Source organism: Bacteroides sp. MSK.18.37 (genome assembly GCF_019129155.2).
In the GTDB taxonomy this organism is placed as follows: domain Bacteria; phylum Bacteroidota; class Bacteroidia; order Bacteroidales; family Bacteroidaceae; genus Bacteroides; species Bacteroides ovatus.
Window position 1 is genome coordinate 1,179,239 of the sequence record NZ_JAHOIB020000001.1, and the last position, 22,619, is coordinate 1,201,857.

Here is a 22,619-nt window from a genome sequence, read left to right on the forward strand (position 1 = left end):
ATCGACTGTATTACAGCAATAAACAGTTCTGTTCTATTTTTAAGATTCTATTATTCAGCAATGGTCATGAATCGAATCAAATAGAAAATAAAATGCCTAATTTAGTGCAAGAATATGCATATCACACCCCTTATTATGTATAAATAAAGGATAAACAGACCGTTTTTCATTGTATGAAAACGTCCGTTCTTTTAATGAAAGGTATCCTTGGTCGGTGAGGAACGCCTCCTTGCTCACCGACCAAGCTACCGTTCATCGGTGAGCAAGGATTTGTAGATTGAAATAAGAGTCGTTTCCAAGCTATTTCACTTCTAACTTCGCTGATTGCTGATCTGGCAAATAGCTATACATCAGAAAAAGAGAGATTCATTTATTCCGATTCTGACGTAAGATTAGTGCAAAAAGAATGATTTATCAGCAAAGTGCTACCTTTTCACATTCTTCAAACAAACATTTAAGCTCCTTTTGAATTGCTGCCCTCACACCGGTTCTAATTAAAGCAGGGAAAATGTATAAAACATCCTGTTTTTATGTATAGCCCAATTTTAAGCAAACAAAGATTTATTTCTCGCGATATTCCAGCGGAGTCATCTTCACCTGTTTACGGAAGTATTTATTGAAAAAGGAATGATTGTTAAAGCCCAAAGAGAATGCTATTTCTTTTACCGGCAACCGGGTGGTTTTCAGTTGTGCTTTCGCGTTCATGATAATAATCTCCGTGATGATTGCCAACGGACTGTATCCGCTTGCTCTCCGAATTGCACTAGAGAAATGCGCTGCAGTAACTCCACACTTTTCTGCATAAAATGCCACTTCATGCTCACTGGTATAATGAGCCATCAGCAGCTGTATAAACTGCCTGTACAACTCCTGCTCTCTTCTCAAAGGTTCGTCAAGCTTCCTGCCATAGCGTTTATACAGTTCTTTCGTTCCCTGTAAGAAAATAGCCAGTATGGAGCGTATTATGTCTTTATTTTCCAATGAATGTGGAAGTGTATAAGCACGAATCAGCAAAAGATATACATTTCGATACAAGCCGGCAATATCGTCTTGCAGAGAAATGACAGGGCTATTTAAGATCATAGGCATAGAGTCTAGCAGGATTTCCACATAGTTGCCGGAAAGCATAAAATCGGATGAAAAACCGGCAAAAGAAATGCGGGTATCAGACGAAACTTCGTGTATCTGAATAAACGAATTAGGAAGGACAATTACAAAATCATTCTTACGAATGACAACCTCCAACAAATTAATGGTAGCTTTCACCATCCCTTCGGTACAGAGTACAAAGACACCGGCTTTTATTTTGCATGGGAAATTACTGTAATAGTTTAAAATATCCCCAGTGATACTATCATCTGCTATAAAATCAATCGGAAGGTCAAATTTGGGAAAGGAGTCGTTTATTATCATCGTCTAGTTTTTTAGTTTATCAAAAATATCCATTCCATCCGAATTCCAAACAAAGAGTTCAAAAATGGTATCTTATATCTTACAAACAGAACATTGTTTTCTTCTTTATTAGGAGTGTTCTTTAGAAAATAACAAAGATAGAACATTGAATCCCAAGAATGGAGCTTGACGGCAGTCACCTATTCACCGTACTTTGCACTGTTTTAAATAATACATTAAAATAAAACCTAAAAGAGAATGAGAACTTTGAAAAAACTTCTTTATGTAGCTTGTACAGCTTCCCTCCTTACATCTTGCGAGGAAACCTATAATGACAAGCTATTCTGGCCGGGAGAGCTCAACCAGAAGTATGGCTCATACATCAAACCAGCCACTTTAGACCTGACCTACAGCGGAGAAAAACTTGTTGGAAAAACTGTCGATTTCAAAACAGACGACAGTGAAAAAGGAACCATCACACTGAACGACATTATTCCGGGAGAAAAAACAACTCCTATCCAAATCGATTTATGTGAACAGGGAGATTCCTATACATTTAGTGGAAAGAATATCACAATGAAAGGGGCAACGGTGACATACAGCGGAACCCTCACTCCGAAAACGATGAAACTGGATTTGAATGTAGCAATGCCACAAAGTAAATGGAGAAAAAGTTACGGTTTATCCGGCTTTACGAAAGGCAAGAAAATGATTGTCGGAACCAGTGGAGGACAATACGTATGGAAAGAATCATCGAGTGAAATATTGACCGGAGCATTCTATGTCCATCTGGACGATGTAGAATTAACCAAATCGGGCAGCACACTGTTCATGAGAATGAAACTGGTTCAGAATGCGCTTTGCTATTTCATCCCGCAACTTCTTCAATCAGTCACCTTGCAACCCGACGGTAACGTGATCGCCAATTACACTACCAGTCCGGTATATATTGGCAGTATCCCTATCAGTAACATAGATCCCGATAAAGATACGGGGACGATTGCCCTATTTGTCATCAAGTTCATGCTTGGTACATTAAAAGAGAGCGACATTACCAGTGTGCTGGCAGATCGCACATGGGCGGCTTCCCCCATCAATCTGATTACCTGGGCAGCAAACAACGGACAGATTAAGATGAACCTCAATCTGCCGGCCATCATCGGTCTGACTACCCAGGACGGTGAGACTCCCATAGATCCGGGACTGATTTCAGGCATTACGGAAGCTCTTGCCAAGTCGAACCCTATTCAATTGAAAAAGTTGCTTGGAACTTTAAATGCCATACTCGACAATCAGTTCCTCGGCATCATTGCTAATATGGATGATGCTAGTTTCCGGCAAGTATTCTACTTGCTGACCGAGGGCATTGTCTTTAACATAATGGAAGAAGAGAACGGGCATACCAATCTTTATCTGGCCAAAGAATCGACCACGGCTTTCATTCAGTTATTACCCGGATTGCAGCCGATAGTGGAAGGATTGCTTCCGGAAAGCATGGCGAGCAATGCGACCTTCAAGAATCTACTCGGATACCTCATGGCAAATGACGAGAATGGATTGCCTTACCTATGGAATTCTGCCAATACGATTGATTTGGGACTAGGCCTTTTACCCCCGAAATAAACATCAACCATGAATATGAAAGAAATAAAGAATATGAAGAAATTATCTATACTATTTATAAGCAGCCTCATCGGAACGGCAGGTTTGATGACTTCATGTAGTGAAGACTATCCAGGACCGGACCCGGTGGACGTAACAGCGAATTACTCGAATAAATACTTGAGCAAATCCAACCTGACATTAACTTATGATGGGGATGAAATGACTGGCAAAGCAGTCGACTTCAGTACAGTGAAAGGAGAAACGGCTAATGTTACTTTTTATAATGTATTTCCCGGAGAAGAAACACTCAAACTGACTGATATACCTATTTCCGGAGATGCTAACGGTTACTCTTTTTCCGGCAACGGCACGGGAAATTTAACCGGCAGTACCTTTAATTATAGCGGACGTGTAGAAAACGGCCAGTTGACAGTGAACCTGACCAATATAAAGATGGTGAACAGCGCACAAATGGCCAACACTTATGCACTTAGCGACATCATATACGGCAGAGGAAAGGATATGATCCGCAATTCGGATACCGGCCTGTACGAATGGGGGGAATCCGATGGTAAAATGATTGCCGCACCTCTTTATGTAGACATGGATATTGAACTAAGCAGTGATGGCAGTTTCCTTTATGCGGTCATGACAGGGCTGGTGAAAGGAATGGGTGGTTATCTTCTGGCACAGCTTCTCGATAACGTCACCTTACAACCTAACGGATACATCACAGCCAATTATACAACGGATGAAATGATGCTGGGAGAGCAGAAGTTCAGTGAAATAAACATGGAAGATCCCGAATCTATGAATAAAGTCGCTACATTCGTTATGTATAAGTTATTCTTACCTTATCCGATGGGAGGTTTCCAGCAACAGGATATTATCAATGCCACGGAGGGGGTAAACCGGATTTATGCTCCATCTCCCAAAGGACTGGCCTACTGGTATATGAAGAACGATCATTTCTATCTGAAACTGGATCTTCCGGCAATTATCATTCAAGTCATGAAATCGCAGGGGAAAAGTATCGATCAGAATCTGATGGCTTTATTGACAGACGCTATCCTGAATTCAGATCCGGTTCAACTCAAGAATATATTAAGTACTATCAGCGGTCAACTGGATAATTCCATATTATCCATGCTGGCAGGTCTGGATAACGCCACTTTCCAAATGCTGTTCGGCTGGATAAAAGAGGGAATCCCCATGCAAATGGAGAAGAAAGACGGACACACTTATCTGTACGTAACCAAAGATGCATTGACTCCGTTCATTCCTTTCCTCCCCAGTCTGGAACCTTTGATGGCAGGTATTCCCAATTTTGGTCCGATGCTGTTCGACAGTTATATCATGCCGCTTTATAAGGGTTGGTCTACCATCACCAAACTGCATATAGGTATAGACCTTACAGTCAACAACTAATAAGAAGCACCTTTCTATAAACAAGAAAATACAAGAACAATGAAGAAAATATATATTCTAACTTTGCTACTATGCTTCATCAGCTTTGGGAACAGTTTTGCTCAAACGCTGAAAGGACATATATATGACGCTAAAACCAATGAGCCATTAGTAGGAGCAGCCGTTACGTACAAATTACAAGGTAATCAGGGAGTCGTGTCGGACATCAACGGGGCTTATGAAATCAAACTGCCCGAGGGCGGAGTCGATCTGGTCTTCAGTTATGTGGGCTACGAAGATGTGCTGATGCCTATTGTGATCGACAGACGTGAAGTAGTGACCAAAGACGTTTACATGAGAGAAAGCACCAAACTACTGGAAGAAGTAGTGGTCAGTGCCGGACGTTTTGAACAGAAACTCAGTAACGTTACCGTTTCTATGGATGTAGTGAAAGCCGGTGATATTGCCCGTCAGGCACCAACGGACATTTCTTCCACGCTCCGTACATTGCCCGGCGTAGACATCGTAGACAAACAACCGTCTATACGTGGCGGCAGCGGATGGACTTACGGAGTGGGTGCACGCAGCCAGATTCTGGTGGATGGAATGAGTACGCTAAATCCCAAAACAGGAGAAATCAACTGGAACACCGTGCCTTTGGAGAATATCGAGCAGATTGAAGTTATCAAAGGAGCTTCCTCCGTACTGTACGGTTCGTCGGCTCTGAACGGTATTATCAATATCCGTACCGCACGTCCGGGATTGACTCCGAAAACACGTTTCAGCGCATACGTAGGTATCTATGGTGATGCGGAAAATGACGAATACCAATGGAGTGACAAGAGTTTCTGGAAAGAGGATAAATATTCGGTCAAACCTATTTTACGCGGAAGTCTTCTTAGTGGTGTCCGAAACCCAATTTACGAAGGATTCGATCTCTCCCACTCCCGTCGTATAGGTAATTTTGATGTCAGCGGGAGCATGAATCTTTTCACCGATGAAGGATACCGTCAGCAGGGATACAACAAGCGTTTCCGTATGGGAGGTAACCTTACCTATCATCAACCGGACATGGGAATGAAACTGTTGAACTATGGTTTCAATATTGATTTCCTTTCCAATCAATATGGAGACTTCTTTATCTGGCGTTCGCCGACAGAAGTGTACAAGCCCTCTCCTTTTACCAATATGGGACGGGAGGACAACAACTTCCATATCGATCCGTTTATCAACTACGTAAATCCGGAGAATGGTACGTCACATAAGATTAAAGGCCGTTTCTATTATAGTGCCGACAATATCGTGCGCCCCAGCCAGGGAGCATCCATCGGTGATATTCTGGGAAATATGGGAACAGATGCCCAGACTATTCAGAATATTGCAGGCGGTGATTACAGTTCGCTCTATCCGGCCTTGGTCGGTATCGGTTCGGGACTTATCAACGGAAATCTGGAAGATGCCATGAATGGAGTATTTACCTCATTGGGCAATATTTTCCCGAATGCAACAACTGCCGATTATTGCGATCTGATCTCCTGGGTGATGGACAACGGGGTACCCGGTGATTTGGGCGGACTTGCGAACGGACAGTTACCGAGTGATCTGATCCCCTGGGTATCCGGTATGCTCAACCCAACACGAAACACTCCGAAAACGCAGACTGACAAAAGTACGAACTACTATCTCGACTATCAATTCAACAAGAAATGGGACAGTGGTGCGCAAATCACTACGGGAGCCACTTATGAGCATGTACGTTATGATTCCGCCATCATGGACGAGGTCTATAAAAGCGATAACATAGCCGCTTTCTTCCAGTATGACCAGCGTTTCTGGGATCGCTTGAGTGTATCTGCCGGTGTACGTGCCGAATATTATCGGGTGAACAATCATCATCGTGAAGCGGAAACAAAGATCTTCGGAACCAAGGTTCCGTTCCGTCCGGTGTTCCGTGCAGGATTAAATTATCAGTTGGCCGATTACAGCTTTATCCGTGCCAGCTTCGGTCAAGGTTACCGTAATCCGTCCATCAATGAAAAATACCTGCGCAAGGATATCGGTGGAGTCGGTGTTTATCCGAATCTGGACATTAAGCCGGAAAAAGGATTTAACGCGGAATTGGGGATTAAGCAAGGATACAAAATCGGTAATTTCCAGGGATTTGTAGATGTTGCCGGATTCTATACACAGTATAAAGATATGGTTGAATTCCAGTTCGGCCTCTTCAATAATGCCGATTATACGATGATTAACAGTATCGGCGATGCTGTCCGAATGTTAACTGACGGTCAAGGTTTCGGTATTGGAGCACAGTTCCATAACGTATCGAAAGCCCAGATCTACGGAGTGGAAATCTCGACAAACGGTGTTTATAACTTTAATAAGAACACGAAGTTGTTCTATAATTTAGGATATGTATATACTGAACCACGCGATGCTGATTATCAGGAGCGCAATGCGGTAGAAGGACTTTATACCGATCCTCTTCAGATGAAAGAGAAATCGAACACAGGTAAGTATCTCAAATATCGTCCGAAGCATAGCTTCAAAGCCACGGTAGATTTCCAGTGGAAACGTATCAATCTGGGTGCCAACGTTGCCTGGAAGAGCAAAATCCTCGCTGTGGACTACCTGATGATGGATGAACGTCCGAAAACACAACTTGACCTGATGGATTATGTTCGTGGCGTTGCTTTCGGCTATTCCAAAGGAGAAAGTCTGGCGAGCTACTGGAAAAAGCACAATACGGACTATGCCACCGTTGACATGCGTCTTGGAGTAAAAGCCACGAAAGAGGTTGCTTTCCAGTTTATGGTAAACAACTTGCTGAATAAGGAATATAGCTATCGCCCGATGGCAGTTGCCGCTCCACGTACTTTTGTTGTAAAGATGGATATTACATTCTAAACTTTCCGCAAGAGTCGGAAATAGAGAAGAAAAAAACGAACGGTTTCTCACCTGTGAAAAACAGGTGGGAAACCGTTTGCTTTTTTAGAGCTCTCTTCATTCTCTTTTTACAGCCATTCTTAAAAGAAGAACAATCAATATTAAAAATAGAACACATTTATTTTCTCATTTTAAGCACTTTCGCCATACACAATTAAAAATAGAACATTAAAATAAAAAACAGACCTTGACAATAAAGAATTGTTAGTCGAACTTTGCAAAGTTTTATTAAATACGCAATAAAAACAAAAAGCAAAATGAGAAACCTACGAAAACTATTTTATGTAGCTTGCGCGGTATTTTTCTTTACATCATGCGAAGAGACTTACAATGACAAGCTATTTTGGCCGGGAGAAATTAGTCAGGAATATGGCTCGTATATTAAACCATATACGCTAGACCTAACCTACAGTGGAGAGAAACTCGTTGGAAAAACTGTCAGTTTCAAGACAGGAGATAGTGAAACGGGAACACTGACACTGAATGATGTGATTCCCGGAGAAAAGGAAACTCCTATCAGTCATATCCAACTGTATGAGAATGAAGAGAAAGGGTATTACACTTTCAGCGGAACAAATATCACGATGGGAGGAGCTACGGTGAAATACAGCGGTAGCATTACTCCGAAAACGATGAAGCTGGATTTGAATGTGGTAATGGCTGATCCCCAAAAGCTGGTTAACAAATACGACTTCGCTCTTTATGAAATGGTTCAGGATCTTACGAATGAATTTCATCCTGTACAGTACAAAGGTGCCTGTTATTTCGATATGAAACCTAAAGAAGGGATAGGAACTGACGAAGCTTCATTAATGTATCTCTTAGGTAACCTTGCCCCGGGTATTCTTCAGACGCTCATACCTCAATTAATAAAAGATATCAAACTGGAAAAGGATGGTACTATTACAGCATATTACTCTTCAGATCCAATAAATGAAGAGTTACTGTTCTTACCTTTGAATGGCGATGAAGCAGAAGTTGTTCAAAAACAAATTCAAACCGTTATAGAAAACCGTACTTATGAGAAATCTCCTAATGGACTAGCTTATTGGGGACAAGCCAATAACAAGTTAATATTAAAACTAAATATTCCCGCAATCATTACAGAAATCATTAAGAATAGCCAGCAACAGATAGATGGTGAGCTTATCAACGGGATTACTGAAGCCATTCTCAAAACGGACCCCATTCGCCTCAAAAGTCTGCTTTCCACTCTTAATGCAATTGTGAATAATGATATATTAGGTTACTTGGTAATGGTGGACGATGCCTCTTTTACCGCTTTATTCAATTGCATCAAAAATGGTATTCCCATGAATATAACCCATACCAAAGATGGACATACCTATCTATACCTGGACTATCAGACATTAACTCCTGTCATCAACATACTATCCGGAATTAAAGTCGATTTAGGAGGACTTTCATTGGATTTGGCTATGATTGCTGAACAATGGAAACTCATGCAATTATTCAATTTAGGATTGGACTTAGTTCCATCGACCAAATAATTACCAATCACTATAAAAGAGAATGATAATGAAAAAGATTTCACTTATAATATCGCTTATATTCACGAGTGTAACAGGAATACTGACTTCTTGTAGTGAAGATTATCCAGGCCCCGATCCTGTAGACGTAACGGCCAATTATTCCAATAAATTTTCGAATCCGAATCCTACCTTGACTTTGGTATACAACGGCGAAAATATGACTGGGAAATCGGTGGATTTCAGCACAGTAAAGGGTGAGACTGCTAATCTTACTTTTTATGATATTCTTCCGGGAGAAAAGGCATTAAAGCTGACTCATATACCTCTCACAGGAGATGCAGAGGGATACTCTTTTCAAGGCAAAGGCATCGGTACTACCACCCAAAGCACCTTTAATTATGAGGGACGCGTAGTGAAAGGCAGACTTATATTAAATCTGGCTGACGTAACGATGGCAAATGCTAATTTATGGGCTAAGAACTATCGTTTCGCAGATGTAGAGCATGAAACAGGAAAGGTTATTGCAGATGAGGGAAATGGATATCAATGGGAGGAAAAAGATGACAAGATGACTTCATGTGCCATTTACTTCAGATTTCCGGAAACAGAAGAAGCCACAGAAACCAGCTACAACGGTCAAAACATGGGAAGTGTTCTGCAGGGATTATTAGGATACTTGTTGCCTTGCATCCTGAAAGATATAACATTGGAACCGGATGGAAATATCATTGCCAATTATTCGGGAGATGCTTTTAACGAGGAAAACAAGGATTTATTTATCGGTAATGTTCTGACTGCCTTTTTAAATATGGATATAGAGGATCAGGATATGATTACGGATGCCATTAAAGATTATCAATATACGACTTCTCCCAAAGGATTGGCATACTGGTTTCAAAGGGATGGCAAGATTGTTATAAAGCTCGATCTGCCGGCAATCATTTCACAGGTTGCTTCCGGCAGTGGAAAAGTGATCGACAAAAACATCATAAGCTCCATCTCGGATGCCATCTTCAGCATGGATGCCTTAAAACTTAAGAGTCTTCTGAAAACAGTAAACGGTCAATTGCAAAATGAGATTCTAGGTTTTATCGTTAGCATGAACGATCAATCTTTTGCAACGTTCTTTGATTGGTTATCAAACGGAATACCTATGCACATCAAGATACAAAATGGTCACTCATACATTTACCTTGATAAAGAAGGAATAGCTCCGATATTAAAGCTTCTTGGAGATTTTCATCCCATAGTATTAAAAATGCTGCCAAGTTTATTACCACCGGAAATGGCCGGACTTGCCGGATTTCTCGAACCGCTAATAGATATGCTATTTATCACTTGGCCGGAATGTGCATTGCAAGTTCAAAGTTTTGACTTGGGACTCGATCTCGTACCTCAAAATTAATATACTATTAAAGAATAAGAACAATGAAGAAATTATATACTCTGATAATCCTTTTATCCCTAACCGGTTTCGGAAGCAGCTTTGCCCAAACCTTGAAAGGACATATATACGACGCCAGAACCAATGAGCCATTGGTAGGCGCAGCCGTCACATACAAACTCCATGGCAATCAGGGAGCAGTGTCCAACATCAATGGAGAATATGAAATCAAACTGCCCGAGGGAGGAGTCGATCTTGTATTCAGTTATGTAGGCTATGAAGATGTATTGATGCCAATTGTTATCAATAAGCGTGAAGTCATCACGAAAGACGTTTATATGAAAGAAAGCACAAAGCTACTGGAAGAAGTGGTGGTTAGTGCCGGACGCTTCGAACAGAAGTTGAGTGACGTTACTGTTTCCATGGATGTGGTGAAAGCCGGAGATATTGCCCGTCAGGCACCGACAGATATTTCTTCCACACTCCGTACATTGCCCGGTGTAGACATTGTAGACAAACAGCCCTCTATGCGCGGTGGCAGCGGATGGACTTACGGTGTAGGTGCACGCAGCCAGATTCTGATAGACGGCATGAGTACCCTGAATCCAAAAACCGGTGAAATCAATTGGAACACCATACCTTTGGAAAATGTAGAACAGGTGGAAGTTATTAAAGGAGCTTCTTCCGTGTTGTACGGGTCATCAGCCTTGAACGGCATTATCAACATCCGTACTGCACGTCCGGGACTGACTCCTAAAACACGTTTCAGTGCTTATGTGGGAGTATATGGTGATGCGGAAAACGACGAATACCAATGGAGCGACAAGAGTTTCTGGAAAGATGATAAATATTCTGTTAAACCGATCTTGCGCGGAAGTCTTCTTAGCGGTATACGGAATCCTATTTACGAAGGATTCGACCTCTCCCACTCCCGTCGTATCGGCAATTTCGATGTCAGTGGAGGAATCAATCTTTTCACTGACGAAGGATACCGCCAACAGGGATACAACAAACGTTTCCGTATGGGAGGGAGCCTCACTTATCATCAGCCCGATATGGGAATGAAACTGTTGAACTATGGTTTCAATGTCGATTTCCTTTCCAATCAATATGGTGACTTCTTTATCTGGCGTTCACCAACGGAAGTGTACAAACCGTCTCCTTTCACCAACATGGGACGTGAAGAGAATAATTTCCATATCGATCCGTTCATCAACTATGTGAATCCGGAAAACGGTACGTCACATAAGATTAAAGGACGTTTCTATTACAGTGCCGATAATATCGTACGCCCTACCCAAGGTACTTCCATCACTGATATTCTGGGAAATATGGGAACTGATGCCAAAACGATACAGAATATAGCCGGTGGCGATTACAGTTCACTCTATCCTGCATTGGTAGGTATCGGTTCCGGACTTGTCAACGGTAATCTGGAAGATGCCATGAACGGAGTGTTCACCTCATTAGGCAATATTTTCCCGAATGCGACGACTGCCGATTATTGCGATCTGATCTCCTGGGTAATGGACAACGGAGTGCCGAGTGACTTGGGAGGACTTGCGAACGGACAGTTACCGAGTGATCTGATTCCGTGGTTATCAAATGTTATCAATCCGTCACGAAACACTCCCAAAACACAGACTGATAAGAACTTCGATTACTATCTCGACTACCAGTTCAATAAGAAATGGGAAGGTGGTGCACAAATCACTACCGGAGTAACCCTGGAACATATCCGCTATGACTCCGCTGTAATGGATGAGGTATACAAAAGTGATAATGTAGCTGCTTTCCTTCAGTACGATCAGCGCTTTTGGGATCGTTTGAGTGTGTCTGCCGGTGTACGTGCCGAATATTATCGGGTGAATAATCATCACCGTGAAGCCGAAACCAAAATTTTCGGAACCAAGGTTCCGTTCCGTCCGGTCTTCCGTGCAGGGTTAAATTATCAGCTGGCTGATTACAGTTTTATCCGTGCCAGCTTCGGACAGGGTTACCGTAATCCGTCTATCAATGAAAAATACCTGCGCAAGGATATTGGTGGGGTTGGCGTCTATCCTAATCTGGACATCAAACCGGAGAAAGGATTTAATGCGGAATTAGGAATTAAGCAAGGATATAAGGTCGGCAATTTCCAGGGTTTTGTGGATGTTGCAGGATTCTATACACAGTATAAAGACATGATTGAATTCCAGTTCGGACTGTTCAACAATGCCAATTACACAATGATTAATAGCATAGGCGATGCATTTCAGATGCTGACAGATGGCAAAGGTTTCGGCATCGGAGCCCAGTTCCACAATGTATCGAAAGCCCAGATTTACGGAGTAGAAATTTCAACGAACGGCGTGTATAATTTCAATAAGAATACGAAGTTGTTCTATAACTTAGGATATGTATACACGGAGCCACGCGATGCTGACTATCAGGAACGTAATGCAGTAGAGGGGCTTTATACCGATCCTCTTCAGATGAAAGAGAAATCGAACACAGGTAAGTATCTTAAATATCGCCCGAAGCACAGCTTTAAAGCTACAGTAGATTTCCAGTGGAAACGTATCAATGTCGGTGCCAATGTAGCATGGAAGAGCAAAATTCTGGCAGTTGACTATCTGATGTTGGACGAACGCGAGAAACAGCAGAAAGACCTGATGGATTATGTACGTGGCATCCTTTTCGGTTATTCAAAAGGAGAAACACTGGCTACTTACTGGAAAAAACATAATACAGACTATGCTACTGTCGACGTACGCTTCGGAGTAAAAGCCACAAAAGAAGTAGCTTTCCAGTTTATGGTGAACAACCTGTTGAATAAAGAATACAGCTACCGCCCAATGGCAGTTGCCGCCCCACGTACTTTCGTGCTGAAAATGGACGTCACTTTCTAACTAACTTTCAAGATTCACAATTACTTAAGAAACGGCTGCTCAATACAGCCGTTTTCTTTTTTCTCCTCATCTGTCATCATTTATCTATATATTGTGTATCTTTATCCCCCGAAAACAAGAAGAAATAACCGATAAAATGAAAAAACGAATCCTACTTATTGTCATCCTGTTTTGTACAGCCTTTGCACAGGCACAAGAAGTTTTTGTAACTGCTGATTTTGTAAGCAGTTATATCTGGCGCGGTATAGATAGCGGTAATGCAAGTGTGCAGCCTTCACTCGGCCTCAACTGGAAAGGACTGACTGTTTACGCATGGGGCTCTACCGAATTTCGCGAAAAGAACAATGAAATAGATTTATCACTAGAGTACGAATACAAAAACCTGACTCTTTACGCCAATAACTATTTTACCCAGACAGAAGAAGAACCTTTCAAATACTTCAATTACAGTTCGCACTCTACCGGACACACTTTCGAGGCAGGAGCCGGCTATATGCTTAGCGAAAAGTTCCCATTGTCAGTAAGCTGGTACACTACCTTTGCCGGAAACGATTACCGGGAAAACGGGAAACGTGCCTGGTCCAGTTACTGCGAGTTGAGTTACCCGTTCAGCGTGAAGGATGTAAATATGAATATCGAAGCTGGTTTCACTCCTTGGGAAAGTATGTACTCCGACAAATTCAATGTAGTCAATATCGGATTATCTGCAACAAAAGATATCAAAATAACGTCCAACTTCTCTTTACCCATCTTCGGAAAGCTAATAGCCAACCCTTATGAAGAGCAACTTTATTTTGTAGTTGGAATTACATTGTAGATGATTCTTACATTCAATTATTAACTAATAAACACCCCCATGAAAAAACACTTTCTTATCTTCGCAACAGGTCTTTTTCTACTAAGTGCCTGTAATTCGGTAAAAGCACCGGAAGCTATCTTACCCATTCCCGAAGCCAAACAGGTGGAATGGCAAAAAATGGAAACGTATGCATTTGTACACTTCGGACTTAACACATTCAACGACCGTGAATGGGGATATGGAGACTCCGATCCTAAAACATTCAACCCTACCCGTCTGGACTGTGAGCAATGGGTACAGACATTTGTCAAATCCGGCATGAAAGGAGTGATCCTGACAGCGAAACATCACGATGGATTCTGTCTGTGGCCTACGCAACTGACAGAGTACTGTATCCGCAACACTCCGTACAAAGACGGAAAAGGAGACATTGTCCGCGAACTGTCGGATGCCTGCAAAAAGTATGGCATTAAATTCGCAGTCTATCTCTCGCCCTGGGACAGGCATCAGGCCAATTATGGTTCTCCCGAATATGTAGAATACTTCTATAAACAACTCAACGAACTGCTGAGCAACTACGGTGACGTATTTGAAATCTGGTTTGATGGTGCCAACGGTGGAGACGGCTGGTATGGCGGAGCAAAAGACAGCCGTACGATCGACCGCAAAACTTATTATAACTATCCGCGAGCTTACAAGATGATTGATGAGTTACAGCCACAAGCTGTTATCTTCTCGGATGGAGGTCCGGGCTGTCGTTGGGTAGGCAACGAACACGGATTTGCCGGAGCTACTAACTGGTCTTTTCTTCGTGCAGGAGAAGTTTATCCGGGCTATCCCAAGTATCGTGAACTGCAATATGGTCATGCCGATGGTAACCTATGGGTAGCTGCCGAGTGTGATGTTTCCATCCGTCCGGGATGGTTTTATCATCCGGAAGAAGACGACCGTGTGAAAACAGTAGACGAACTGACTGATTTATATTACCGCAGCGTAGGACATAACGCAACGCTATTATTAAACTTCCCGGTAGACCGTGACGGATTGATTCACCCTACTGACTCTGCCAATGCCGTAAACTTCCACCAGAATGTACAAAAACAACTGGCACACAATCTGCTGGCGGGACTCTCTCCCAAAGCATCGGACGAACGTGGAAGAACATTCTCCGCCAAAGCTGTGACCGACGGTGATTATGATACTTATTGGGCTACCAATGATGATGTCACTTCAGCCACTATCGAATTCGATTTACCTCAGGCAGAAAAGATCAACCGTATGATGTTGCAGGAATATATTCCTCTCGGACAACGTGTCAAATCATTCGTTGTAGAATATAACCAGGCAGGCGAATGGCTCCCAGTAAAGCTCAATGAGGAGACTACCACTATCGGATATAAACGGCTCCTTCGTTTCGAAACAATCACTACGGATAAGATTCGTGTCCGCTTCACGGATTCACGGGCTTGTCTCTGTATTAATAACATTGAAGCATATTATGCAGGAGAGACTTCGGATACATACACAGCGAAAGCTGCAGAACTGAAAAGTTACCCGTTCACTCTTGTTGGAGTAGATGTAGAGGAAGCACAGAAAGGCATGGATAAAAACGACCAGACCACCTGTTTCATCAATGGAAATACACTATTGATTGACTTGGGAGAAGAACGCACGATTACCTCATTCCACTATCTCCCCGACCAAAGTGAATATAATAAAGGGTTGATCGCAGCCTACGAAATATCTGTAGGTACGGACAGTAATGCGGTCAACCAGGTAGTAGCCAAAGATGAATTTTCCAATATAAAGAGCAATCCGATTATGCAATCGGTTTACTTTACTCCGGTCAAGGCTCGCTATATTCAGTTGAAAGCAACACGGATGATACATGACGGTGAACCGATGGGGTTAGCTGAAATTGGGATAAAATAATAGATGATATGGTACAGAAAACAGGAATTATCGTGCAGAAGAAAAACTATACTCTCCGTACCTGGCAAACCGAAGATGCAGCATCATTAGCCAAATATCTCAATAACAAGAATATTTGGGATAACTGTCGTGACGGTCTCCCCTATCCTTATAGCCAGGAGGATGCTAACGTTTTTCTCTCTATGGTACAAGCGAAAGAAAACATTCAAGATTTCTGCATTGAGGTAAACGGAGAAGCAGTCGGAAGTATCGGTTTTGTACCCGCTACGGATGTAGAACGTTTTAGTACAGAAGTAGGCTACTGGATTGGAGAACCTTTCTGGAACCAGGGAATCGTTACTGACGCCCTGAAAGAAGCCATCAACTATTATTTCGAACACACTGATAAGGTACGTGTATTCGCAGTCGTATTTGAGCATAACTCCCCATCCATGCGGGTATTAGAGAAAGTGGGATTCACGAAAGTAGGAATTATGCAAAAGGCTATTTTCAAGAATGATAATTTCACGAATGCACATTATTACGAACTTATCAAATAATCCGGAATTCATCAACAGTCTGCCGGACAATCCGGCAGACTGCCCATAAACACCTTGCCAACCCTGAATGAAATCTATAAAAACCTTCCTCTTTTGCTCAAAAATCTTAAACCTGTGCATTTTTTACTCGGATTTCTTGTCAGAACCAAGTGTTTGAGTAAATTTGCAAGCTGATAGTTAACCGGATAGTTTAGATAGCAAGAGATTACTACTTGACTACTGGCTGCTAACTTGTAGAAATACTAATACTAAAATTTATAGCATGAGTTTGAAAATTGTTGTATTGGCAAAACAAGTTCCCGACACACGTAACGTCGGGAAAGATGCCATGAAAGCCGACGGGACAATTAACCGCGCGGCACTTCCCGCTATCTTCAACCCCGAAGACCTGAATGCCCTCGAGCAAGCTCTTCGACTGAAAGATGCTCATCCAGGCTCTACCGTAACTATCCTGACAATGGGACCGGGACGGGCAGCCGACATTATTCGTGAAGGACTTTTCCGTGGTGCAGATAACGGTTACTTGCTGACCGACCGTGCTTTCGCTGGTGCAGACACACTGGCTACGTCTTACGCACTGGCTACTGCCATCCGCAAAATCGGTGATTGCGACATTATTATCGGCGGTCGTCAGGCTATCGACGGTGATACGGCGCAAGTAGGTCCGCAGGTAGCAGAGAAACTGGGATTGACGCAGATCACATACGCAGAAGAAATTCTGGAAGTGGGCGATGGTAAAATCAAGGTGAAACGTCATATCGACGGTGGTGTAGAAACTGTAGAGGGTCCGCTGCCTATCGTGATTACCGTAAACGGTTCTGCCGCTCCTTGCCGTCCGCGCAATGCGAAACTGGTTCAGAAATACAAACACGCCAAAACAGTTACCGAAAAACAACAAGGTAACCTTGATTATACCGATTTGTATGACAAGCGTGATTATTTGAATCTGGTAGAATGGAGTGTAGCCGACGTAAACGGTGACCTTGCACAATGCGGTCTGTCCGGTTCGCCGACAAAAGTGAAAGCCATCCAGAACATCGTGTTCCAGGCTAAAGAGAGCAAAACCATCAGCGGTAGCGACCGTGACGTGGAAGACCTGATTGTTGAACTATTAGCTAACCACACCATCGGATAATCATGAATAACTTATTTGTATATTGCGAAATAGAAGAAGGTAACGTTTTAGACGTTAGCCTCGAACTTCTGACCAAAGGTCGTTCGTTAGCCAACCAGTTGAACTGTCAGCTCGAAGCAGTGGTTGCCGGAACCGGCCTCAAAGATATTGAAAAACAAATCCTTCCTTACGGAGTAGACAAACTTCACGTTTTCGACGGCGAAGGACTTTACCCTTATACTTCACTTCCTCACACAGCTATCCTGGTGAACCTTTTCAAAGAGGAACAGCCGCAAATCTGTCTGATGGGCGCTACTGTGATCGGTCGTGACCTCGGTCCGCGCGTTTCTTCTGCTTTAACCAGCGGATTGACTGCCGACTGTACTTCACTTGAAATCGGTGACCACGAAGACAAGAAAGAAGGCAAGACTTACAAGAACCTGTTGTATCAGATCCGTCCGGCTTTCGGCGGTAACATCGTTGCTACGATTGTGAACCCGGAACACCGCCCGCAGATGGCAACCGTTCGCGAAGGTGTGATGAAGAAGGAAATCCTCTCTCCGACTTATCAGGGAGAAGTGATCCGTCACGATGTGAAAAAGTACGTAGCTGATACGGACTATGTAGTGAAAGTAATCGAACGCCACGTAGAAAAGGCTAAGAACAACCTGAAAGGTTCTCCGATTATCGTAGCCGGTGGATACGGTGTAGGTTCGAAAGAAAACTTCGACCTGTTGTTCGACCTCGCTAAAGAACTTCATGCAGAAGTAGGTGCCAGCCGTGCTGCTGTTGACGCAGGTTTCGCAGATCACGACCGCCAGATCGGTCAGACAGGTGTTACGGTTCGTCCGAAACTCTACATCGCTTGCGGTATCTCCGGACAGATTCAGCATATCGCCGGTATGCAGGAAAGTGGTATCATCATCTCCATCAACAACGACCCGGATGCTCCGATCAACACGATTGCCGATTACGTAATCAACGGAACTATCGAAGAAGTTGTGCCGAAGATGATTAAGTATTATAAACAAAATAGCAAGTAAGGAAAGATGGCTAATTATTATACAGACATACCGGAACTCAAGTTTCACTTGAACAATCCGATGATGAAACGTATTTGCGAACTCAAAGAACGCAATTACAGAGATAAAGATGAATTCGACTACGCTCCGCTAGACTTCGAAGATGCTGTAGACTCTTACGACAAAGTATTGGAGATTACAGGAGAAATCACAGGAGAAATCATTGCTGCTAACGCAGAAGGTGTAGACGAAGAAGGTCCTCACTGTGCTAACGGTCGCGTAGAATATGCTTCCGGAACCAAACAGAACCTAGACGCTATGGTGAAAGCCGGCCTGAACGGTATGACCATGCCACGCAGATTCGGCGGTTTGAACTTCCCGATCACTCCGTACACCATGTGTGCAGAAATCGTGGCTGCTGCCGACGCCGGTTTCGGAAATATCTGGTCTTTGCAGGACTGTATTGAAACACTGTATGAATTCGGTAACGCTGACCAACACAGCCGTTTCATTCCTCGCGTATGCCAAGGTGAAACGATGTCTATGGACTTGACCGAACCGGATGCAGGTTCCGACTTACAGGCAGTTATGCTGAAAGCAACTTATAGCGAAAAAGACGGTTGCTGGTTGCTGAACGGTGTAAAACGTTTTATTACAAACGGTGATGCTAATCTTCACTTGGTATTGGCTCGTTCGGAAGAAGGTACAAGAGACGGTCGTGGTCTTTCTATGTTCATCTATGACAAGAATGAGGGTGGTGTGAACGTACGTCGTATCGAAAACAAACTCGGTATCCACGGTTCTCCTACTTGCGAACTGGTGTACAAGAATGCTAAAGCTGAACTTTGCGGTGACCGCAAACTCGGTTTGATTAAATACGTTATGGCTTTAATGAACGGTGCCCGTCTGGGTATTGCTGCACAATCCGTAGGATTGAGCCAGGCTGCTTATAATGAGGGGTTGGCTTATGCTAAAGACCGTAAGCAATTCGGTAAAGCAATCATCGAATTCCCGGCAGTATACGATATGCTGGCTATCATGAAAGGTAAGTTGGATGCCGGACGTGCTTTGCTGTATCAAACAGCTCGCTACGTAGACATCTACAAAGCATTGGATGATATTTCCCGCGAACGTAAACTGACTCCGGAAGAACGTCAGGAACAGAAAAAATACGCCAAACTAGCAGACAGCTTTACTCCGCTGGCTAAGGGTATGAACTCTGAATATGCTAACCAGAACGCTTATGACTGTATCCAGATTCACGGTGGTTCAGGATTCATGATGGAATATGCTTGCCAACGCATCTATCGCGACGCACGTATCACCAGCATCTACGAAGGAACTACCCAGTTGCAGACTGTAGCCGCTATCCGTTACGTGACTAATGGTTCTTACATCGCTACTATCCGCGAGTTTGAGGCCATTCCTTGTTCACCGGAAATGGAACCGCTGATGTCTCGCCTGAAGAAGATGGCTGACAAATTTGAAGCAAGTACCAACGCTGTGAAAGAAGTACAGGATCAGGAATTGCTTGACTTCACCGCTCGCAAACTGGTGGAAATGGCTGCTGATATTATCATGTGTCACTTACTGATTCAAGATGCCAGCAAGTCTTCTGAACTGTTCTCCAAATCTGCACACGTATATTTGAACTATGCAGAAGCGGAAGTAGAAAAGCATACAAATTTCATCGAAAACTTCGACAAAGAAGATTTGGCTTTCTACAAAAAGTAACAAATAATCGACTAAATCTGATAAAAGCATCCTTTCTTACGAAATGGATGCTTTTTTTATTTGTCATATTCTATTATTTTCCATTATTATTCTATACATTTGTCAGTGAGATAAGTAATTTTTTAATTGATGAATGTAGATAGAGATAGAAATATGGCACTCAAACCTTCATATAATGACAAACTGTATTTGCCAGGTTTATCAAACACGGAAATCCTTATATTGGCTCTCGAAGCCTCTCAAAAACTTGAGTGGAATATCGAGGAAGTAACTCCGGAAGGAATCCGGTTTGAAGTCCCGTTCAGTATACACTCCCATGGAGAGGCAATAACCTTTACCATAGAAAAGGGAAGTGACGGGGAAGTATCCGTTCGCAGTCAGTCTTCTTCCGTACAATTTGTTGATTATGGAAAGAACAGAAAAAATATCCAGAAGTTACGGGAAACAATGGAAGAAATAAAAGCCTCACTCACTCCGGAAGAACTAGCCCAAAGGGCCAAAGATTTCGAAGAAGAGTTCAACCGCCCGCTCACAGAAGAAGAAAAAGCCTACATAGAGGAAGAAAAGAAGAGGAACTCTTTCCTGTCTTTCTTCATTCCCCGCAAAGGATTTATAGCAACTCCCATCCTGATAGACATCAATATTCTTGTATTCATTGTAATGATTGCTTCCGGAGTGGGTATTATGTCTCCTTCCACTCTGTCACTACTGAAATGGGGAGCCGACTTCGGACCGCTGACTCTGACCGGTGACTGGTGGCGCACAGTGACTTGCAACTTCATACATATCGGAGCTTTCCATCTCCTGATGAACATGTATGCTTTCATGTATGTAGGACTTCTGTTGGAAGAACTGATAGGAGGACGCCGTATGTTCGTTTCATACCTGCTAACCGGATTATGTTCGGCTGCATTCAGCCTGTATATGCACGGTGAGACAATCAGCGCCGGAGCTTCCGGATCTATCTTCGGACTTTACGGTATATTCCTTGCATTCCTCCTCTTTCATCGCATCGCCAAAGAACAACGAAAGGCATTGTTAACCAGCATCCTCATTTTTGTGGGGTATAATCTGGTTTACGGGATGAAAGCCGGCATTGATAATGCCGCCCATATTGGCGGGTTGTTAAGCGGGTTTGTTCTGGGAATTATATACGTGGTCGGCTACAAGTTCGAGAAACCCGATGCACAGCGGACTGTCTCCATCATCGGGGAGCTTGGTATATTCTGTATATTCCTGTTCAGCTTCATGATCCTGTGCAAAAACGTTCCTCCTCTTTACCCGGAGATACGCAATGAATGGGAAAGCGGCATTGTGGAAGCCTATCTGAATGGTGAACTGGAAGAGGAAAACGAGAACAGTAATCATTCCGCTGTGAATGCTACGGACAATCTTTCCAGTAGGAAAGTTCCGGCATATACGCCTGTCGGCAATGACGATACGTGGCTATCTTATTATGATGCAGCCACCAAATTCAGTTGCCAGTATCCTACCAACTGGATAAAAATAGCAGGAGCAAAAGGAATTATTGATGGTGCGGAACCTCCATTACTCATGCTGGTCAACGGAGGGAATCAATTAACGATTACCGCCCTCACCTACGACACGCAGAAGGAGTTTGAACACATGAAAGAGTTATCACTCACTCTCCCAAGAAATGCACAAGGGGAACCGTCAGAAGATTACCAACTAAGCAATGTCAACATCAACGGACTCCCCATGACAAAGATCACGAATCCCCTGCACATCGGGGCTCCTGATGAACCGGGAGAGGATGTAAAACAAATAGCGTTGCATTACTTTCAAGAGAGCAAGAAACGATCTTTTGCTATTGTCATGCTTGTCTATGACGAAGAAGCTGAAACCGATCTGAATGCCATTACATCAAGTATCCAGATCACCCAATAAAGAGAATATGAGAGCATATATCCAAATCAAACAGTTAGGAAAGCGAAAGTGCAGTATCGAAAAGATTCCTATCGATTTTCCTGTTCCGCCTGTCAATGTACAGGGGTTGATCGAAGCCATCGTCAGTTGGCAAGTCTGCGAATACAATGAACGCTTGCAACAGAGCGAAGTGCTGAAATACCTCACACAGGAAGAAGTGGAAAATAAAACAGCTTCCGGCAAAGTAGGGTTTGCAGTAAACTATAATGGCAAACCTGCCGCAGAAGTCGAAGCCATCACCAATGCTTTGCAATCCTATGAGGACGGAATTTTCCGTATCTTCATGGATGATACGGAAACCGGAGACCTATCCTCTCCCATCCAACTTAAAGAAGAATCTACCTTAACCTTCATCCGGCTCGCTATGCTGTCGGGAAGATTATGGTAATCATTATCCTATAAAACACATTTAAA

At 43.1% G+C, this 22,619-nt stretch carries 15 protein-coding genes; 14 read left to right on the top strand and 1 reads right to left on the bottom strand.

Going from position 1 to position 22,619, the window contains the following annotated elements; genetic code table 11:
- Window positions 1–561: 561 nt before the first annotated feature.
- Window positions 562–1,413, bottom strand: coding sequence for a helix-turn-helix domain-containing protein (locus KSX81_RS05060; RefSeq protein WP_004301017.1), 852 nt, complete (start codon window positions 1,411–1,413; stop codon window positions 562–564).
- A 237-nt stretch (window positions 1,414–1,650) separates the two neighbouring features.
- Between KSX81_RS05060 and KSX81_RS05065 the strand changes: the two genes are divergently transcribed.
- The 14 genes from KSX81_RS05065 (at window position 1,651) to KSX81_RS05130 (ending at window position 22,593) form a co-directional block, all read left to right on the top strand.
- Entirely contained in the window at window positions 1,651–3,015 is a 1,365-nt protein-coding gene (locus KSX81_RS05065) for a DUF4925 domain-containing protein (RefSeq protein ID WP_004321614.1), read from the top strand.
- A gap of 33 nt (window positions 3,016–3,048) precedes the next feature.
- Entirely contained in the window at window positions 3,049–4,425 is a 1,377-nt protein-coding gene (locus KSX81_RS05070; RefSeq protein ID WP_224440854.1) for a DUF4925 domain-containing protein, read from the top strand.
- 39 nt (window positions 4,426–4,464) lie between these two features.
- On the top strand, window positions 4,465–7,311 hold the full coding sequence (locus tag KSX81_RS05075) for a TonB-dependent receptor (protein WP_004321615.1): 2,847 nt from the start codon (window positions 4,465–4,467) through the stop codon (window positions 7,309–7,311).
- A 296-nt stretch (window positions 7,312–7,607) separates the two neighbouring features.
- Window positions 7,608–8,861, top strand: a complete 1,254-nt coding sequence (locus KSX81_RS05080) for a DUF4925 domain-containing protein (protein WP_004307134.1) — start codon at window positions 7,608–7,610, stop codon at window positions 8,859–8,861.
- A 28-nt stretch (window positions 8,862–8,889) separates the two neighbouring features.
- Entirely contained in the window at window positions 8,890–10,248 is a 1,359-nt protein-coding gene (locus KSX81_RS05085; protein WP_217725473.1) for a DUF4925 domain-containing protein, read from the top strand.
- Window positions 10,249–10,271: 23 nt separating this feature from the next.
- On the top strand, window positions 10,272–13,118 hold the full coding sequence (locus tag KSX81_RS05090; protein ID WP_217725472.1) for a TonB-dependent receptor: 2,847 nt from the start codon (window positions 10,272–10,274) through the stop codon (window positions 13,116–13,118).
- 136 nt (window positions 13,119–13,254) lie between these two features.
- Window positions 13,255–13,935: a hypothetical protein gene (locus KSX81_RS05095; protein ID WP_008651952.1), complete on the top strand. Its 681-nt coding sequence runs from the start codon at window positions 13,255–13,257 to the stop codon at window positions 13,933–13,935.
- A gap of 39 nt (window positions 13,936–13,974) precedes the next feature.
- Window positions 13,975–15,849: an alpha-L-fucosidase gene (locus tag KSX81_RS05100; RefSeq protein WP_217725471.1), complete on the top strand. Its 1,875-nt coding sequence runs from the start codon at window positions 13,975–13,977 to the stop codon at window positions 15,847–15,849.
- A gap of 8 nt (window positions 15,850–15,857) precedes the next feature.
- The gene (locus tag KSX81_RS05105; RefSeq protein WP_055235589.1) at window positions 15,858–16,388 is read left to right on the top strand and encodes a GNAT family N-acetyltransferase; all 531 of its coding nucleotides are present in this window, start codon (window positions 15,858–15,860) and stop codon (window positions 16,386–16,388) included.
- 262 nt (window positions 16,389–16,650) lie between these two features.
- A complete protein-coding gene (locus KSX81_RS05110) occupies window positions 16,651–17,523 on the top strand; it encodes an electron transfer flavoprotein subunit beta/FixA family protein (RefSeq protein ID WP_004301028.1) in 873 nt (290 codons plus the stop codon).
- A gap of 2 nt (window positions 17,524–17,525) precedes the next feature.
- A complete protein-coding gene (locus KSX81_RS05115; RefSeq protein WP_055278939.1) occupies window positions 17,526–18,545 on the top strand; it encodes an electron transfer flavoprotein subunit alpha/FixB family protein in 1,020 nt (339 codons plus the stop codon).
- 6 nt (window positions 18,546–18,551) lie between these two features.
- A complete protein-coding gene (locus KSX81_RS05120) occupies window positions 18,552–20,258 on the top strand; it encodes an acyl-CoA dehydrogenase family protein (RefSeq protein ID WP_004301030.1) in 1,707 nt (568 codons plus the stop codon).
- 153 nt (window positions 20,259–20,411) lie between these two features.
- Window positions 20,412–22,166, top strand: a complete 1,755-nt coding sequence (locus KSX81_RS05125) for a rhomboid family intramembrane serine protease (protein ID WP_032849089.1) — start codon at window positions 20,412–20,414, stop codon at window positions 22,164–22,166.
- A 7-nt stretch (window positions 22,167–22,173) separates the two neighbouring features.
- Window positions 22,174–22,593 (top strand): hypothetical protein, encoded by a 420-nt coding sequence (locus KSX81_RS05130; RefSeq protein ID WP_217725470.1) that lies wholly within the window; start codon window positions 22,174–22,176, stop codon window positions 22,591–22,593.
- The last annotated feature ends 26 nt before the right edge of the window (window positions 22,594–22,619 follow it).

Excerpts from the sequence above, each read along its gene's own strand:
- KSX81_RS05125 (WP_032849089.1), top strand. The coding sequence starts at position 20,412 with ATGGCACTCAAACCTTCATATAATGACAAACTGTATTTGCCAGGTTTA.
- KSX81_RS05095 (WP_008651952.1), top strand. The coding sequence starts at position 13,255 with ATGAAAAAACGAATCCTACTTATTGTCATCCTGTTTTGTACAGCCTTT.
- KSX81_RS05090 (WP_217725472.1), top strand. The coding sequence starts at position 10,272 with ATGAAGAAATTATATACTCTGATAATCCTTTTATCCCTAACCGGTTTC.
- KSX81_RS05060 (WP_004301017.1), bottom strand. The coding sequence starts at position 1,413 with ATGATAATAAACGACTCCTTTCCCAAATTTGACCTTCCGATTGATTTT.
- KSX81_RS05070 (WP_224440854.1), top strand. The coding sequence starts at position 3,049 with ATGAAGAAATTATCTATACTATTTATAAGCAGCCTCATCGGAACGGCA.
- KSX81_RS05075 (WP_004321615.1), top strand. The coding sequence starts at position 4,465 with ATGAAGAAAATATATATTCTAACTTTGCTACTATGCTTCATCAGCTTT.
- KSX81_RS05120 (WP_004301030.1), top strand. The coding sequence starts at position 18,552 with ATGGCTAATTATTATACAGACATACCGGAACTCAAGTTTCACTTGAAC.
- KSX81_RS05085 (WP_217725473.1), top strand. The coding sequence starts at position 8,890 with ATGAAAAAGATTTCACTTATAATATCGCTTATATTCACGAGTGTAACA.
- KSX81_RS05100 (WP_217725471.1), top strand. The coding sequence starts at position 13,975 with ATGAAAAAACACTTTCTTATCTTCGCAACAGGTCTTTTTCTACTAAGT.
- KSX81_RS05130 (WP_217725470.1), top strand. The coding sequence starts at position 22,174 with ATGAGAGCATATATCCAAATCAAACAGTTAGGAAAGCGAAAGTGCAGT.
- KSX81_RS05110 (WP_004301028.1), top strand. The coding sequence starts at position 16,651 with ATGAGTTTGAAAATTGTTGTATTGGCAAAACAAGTTCCCGACACACGT.
- KSX81_RS05080 (WP_004307134.1), top strand. The coding sequence starts at position 7,608 with ATGAGAAACCTACGAAAACTATTTTATGTAGCTTGCGCGGTATTTTTC.
- KSX81_RS05105 (WP_055235589.1), top strand. The coding sequence starts at position 15,858 with ATGGTACAGAAAACAGGAATTATCGTGCAGAAGAAAAACTATACTCTC.
- KSX81_RS05115 (WP_055278939.1), top strand. The coding sequence starts at position 17,526 with ATGAATAACTTATTTGTATATTGCGAAATAGAAGAAGGTAACGTTTTA.
- KSX81_RS05065 (WP_004321614.1), top strand. The coding sequence starts at position 1,651 with ATGAGAACTTTGAAAAAACTTCTTTATGTAGCTTGTACAGCTTCCCTC.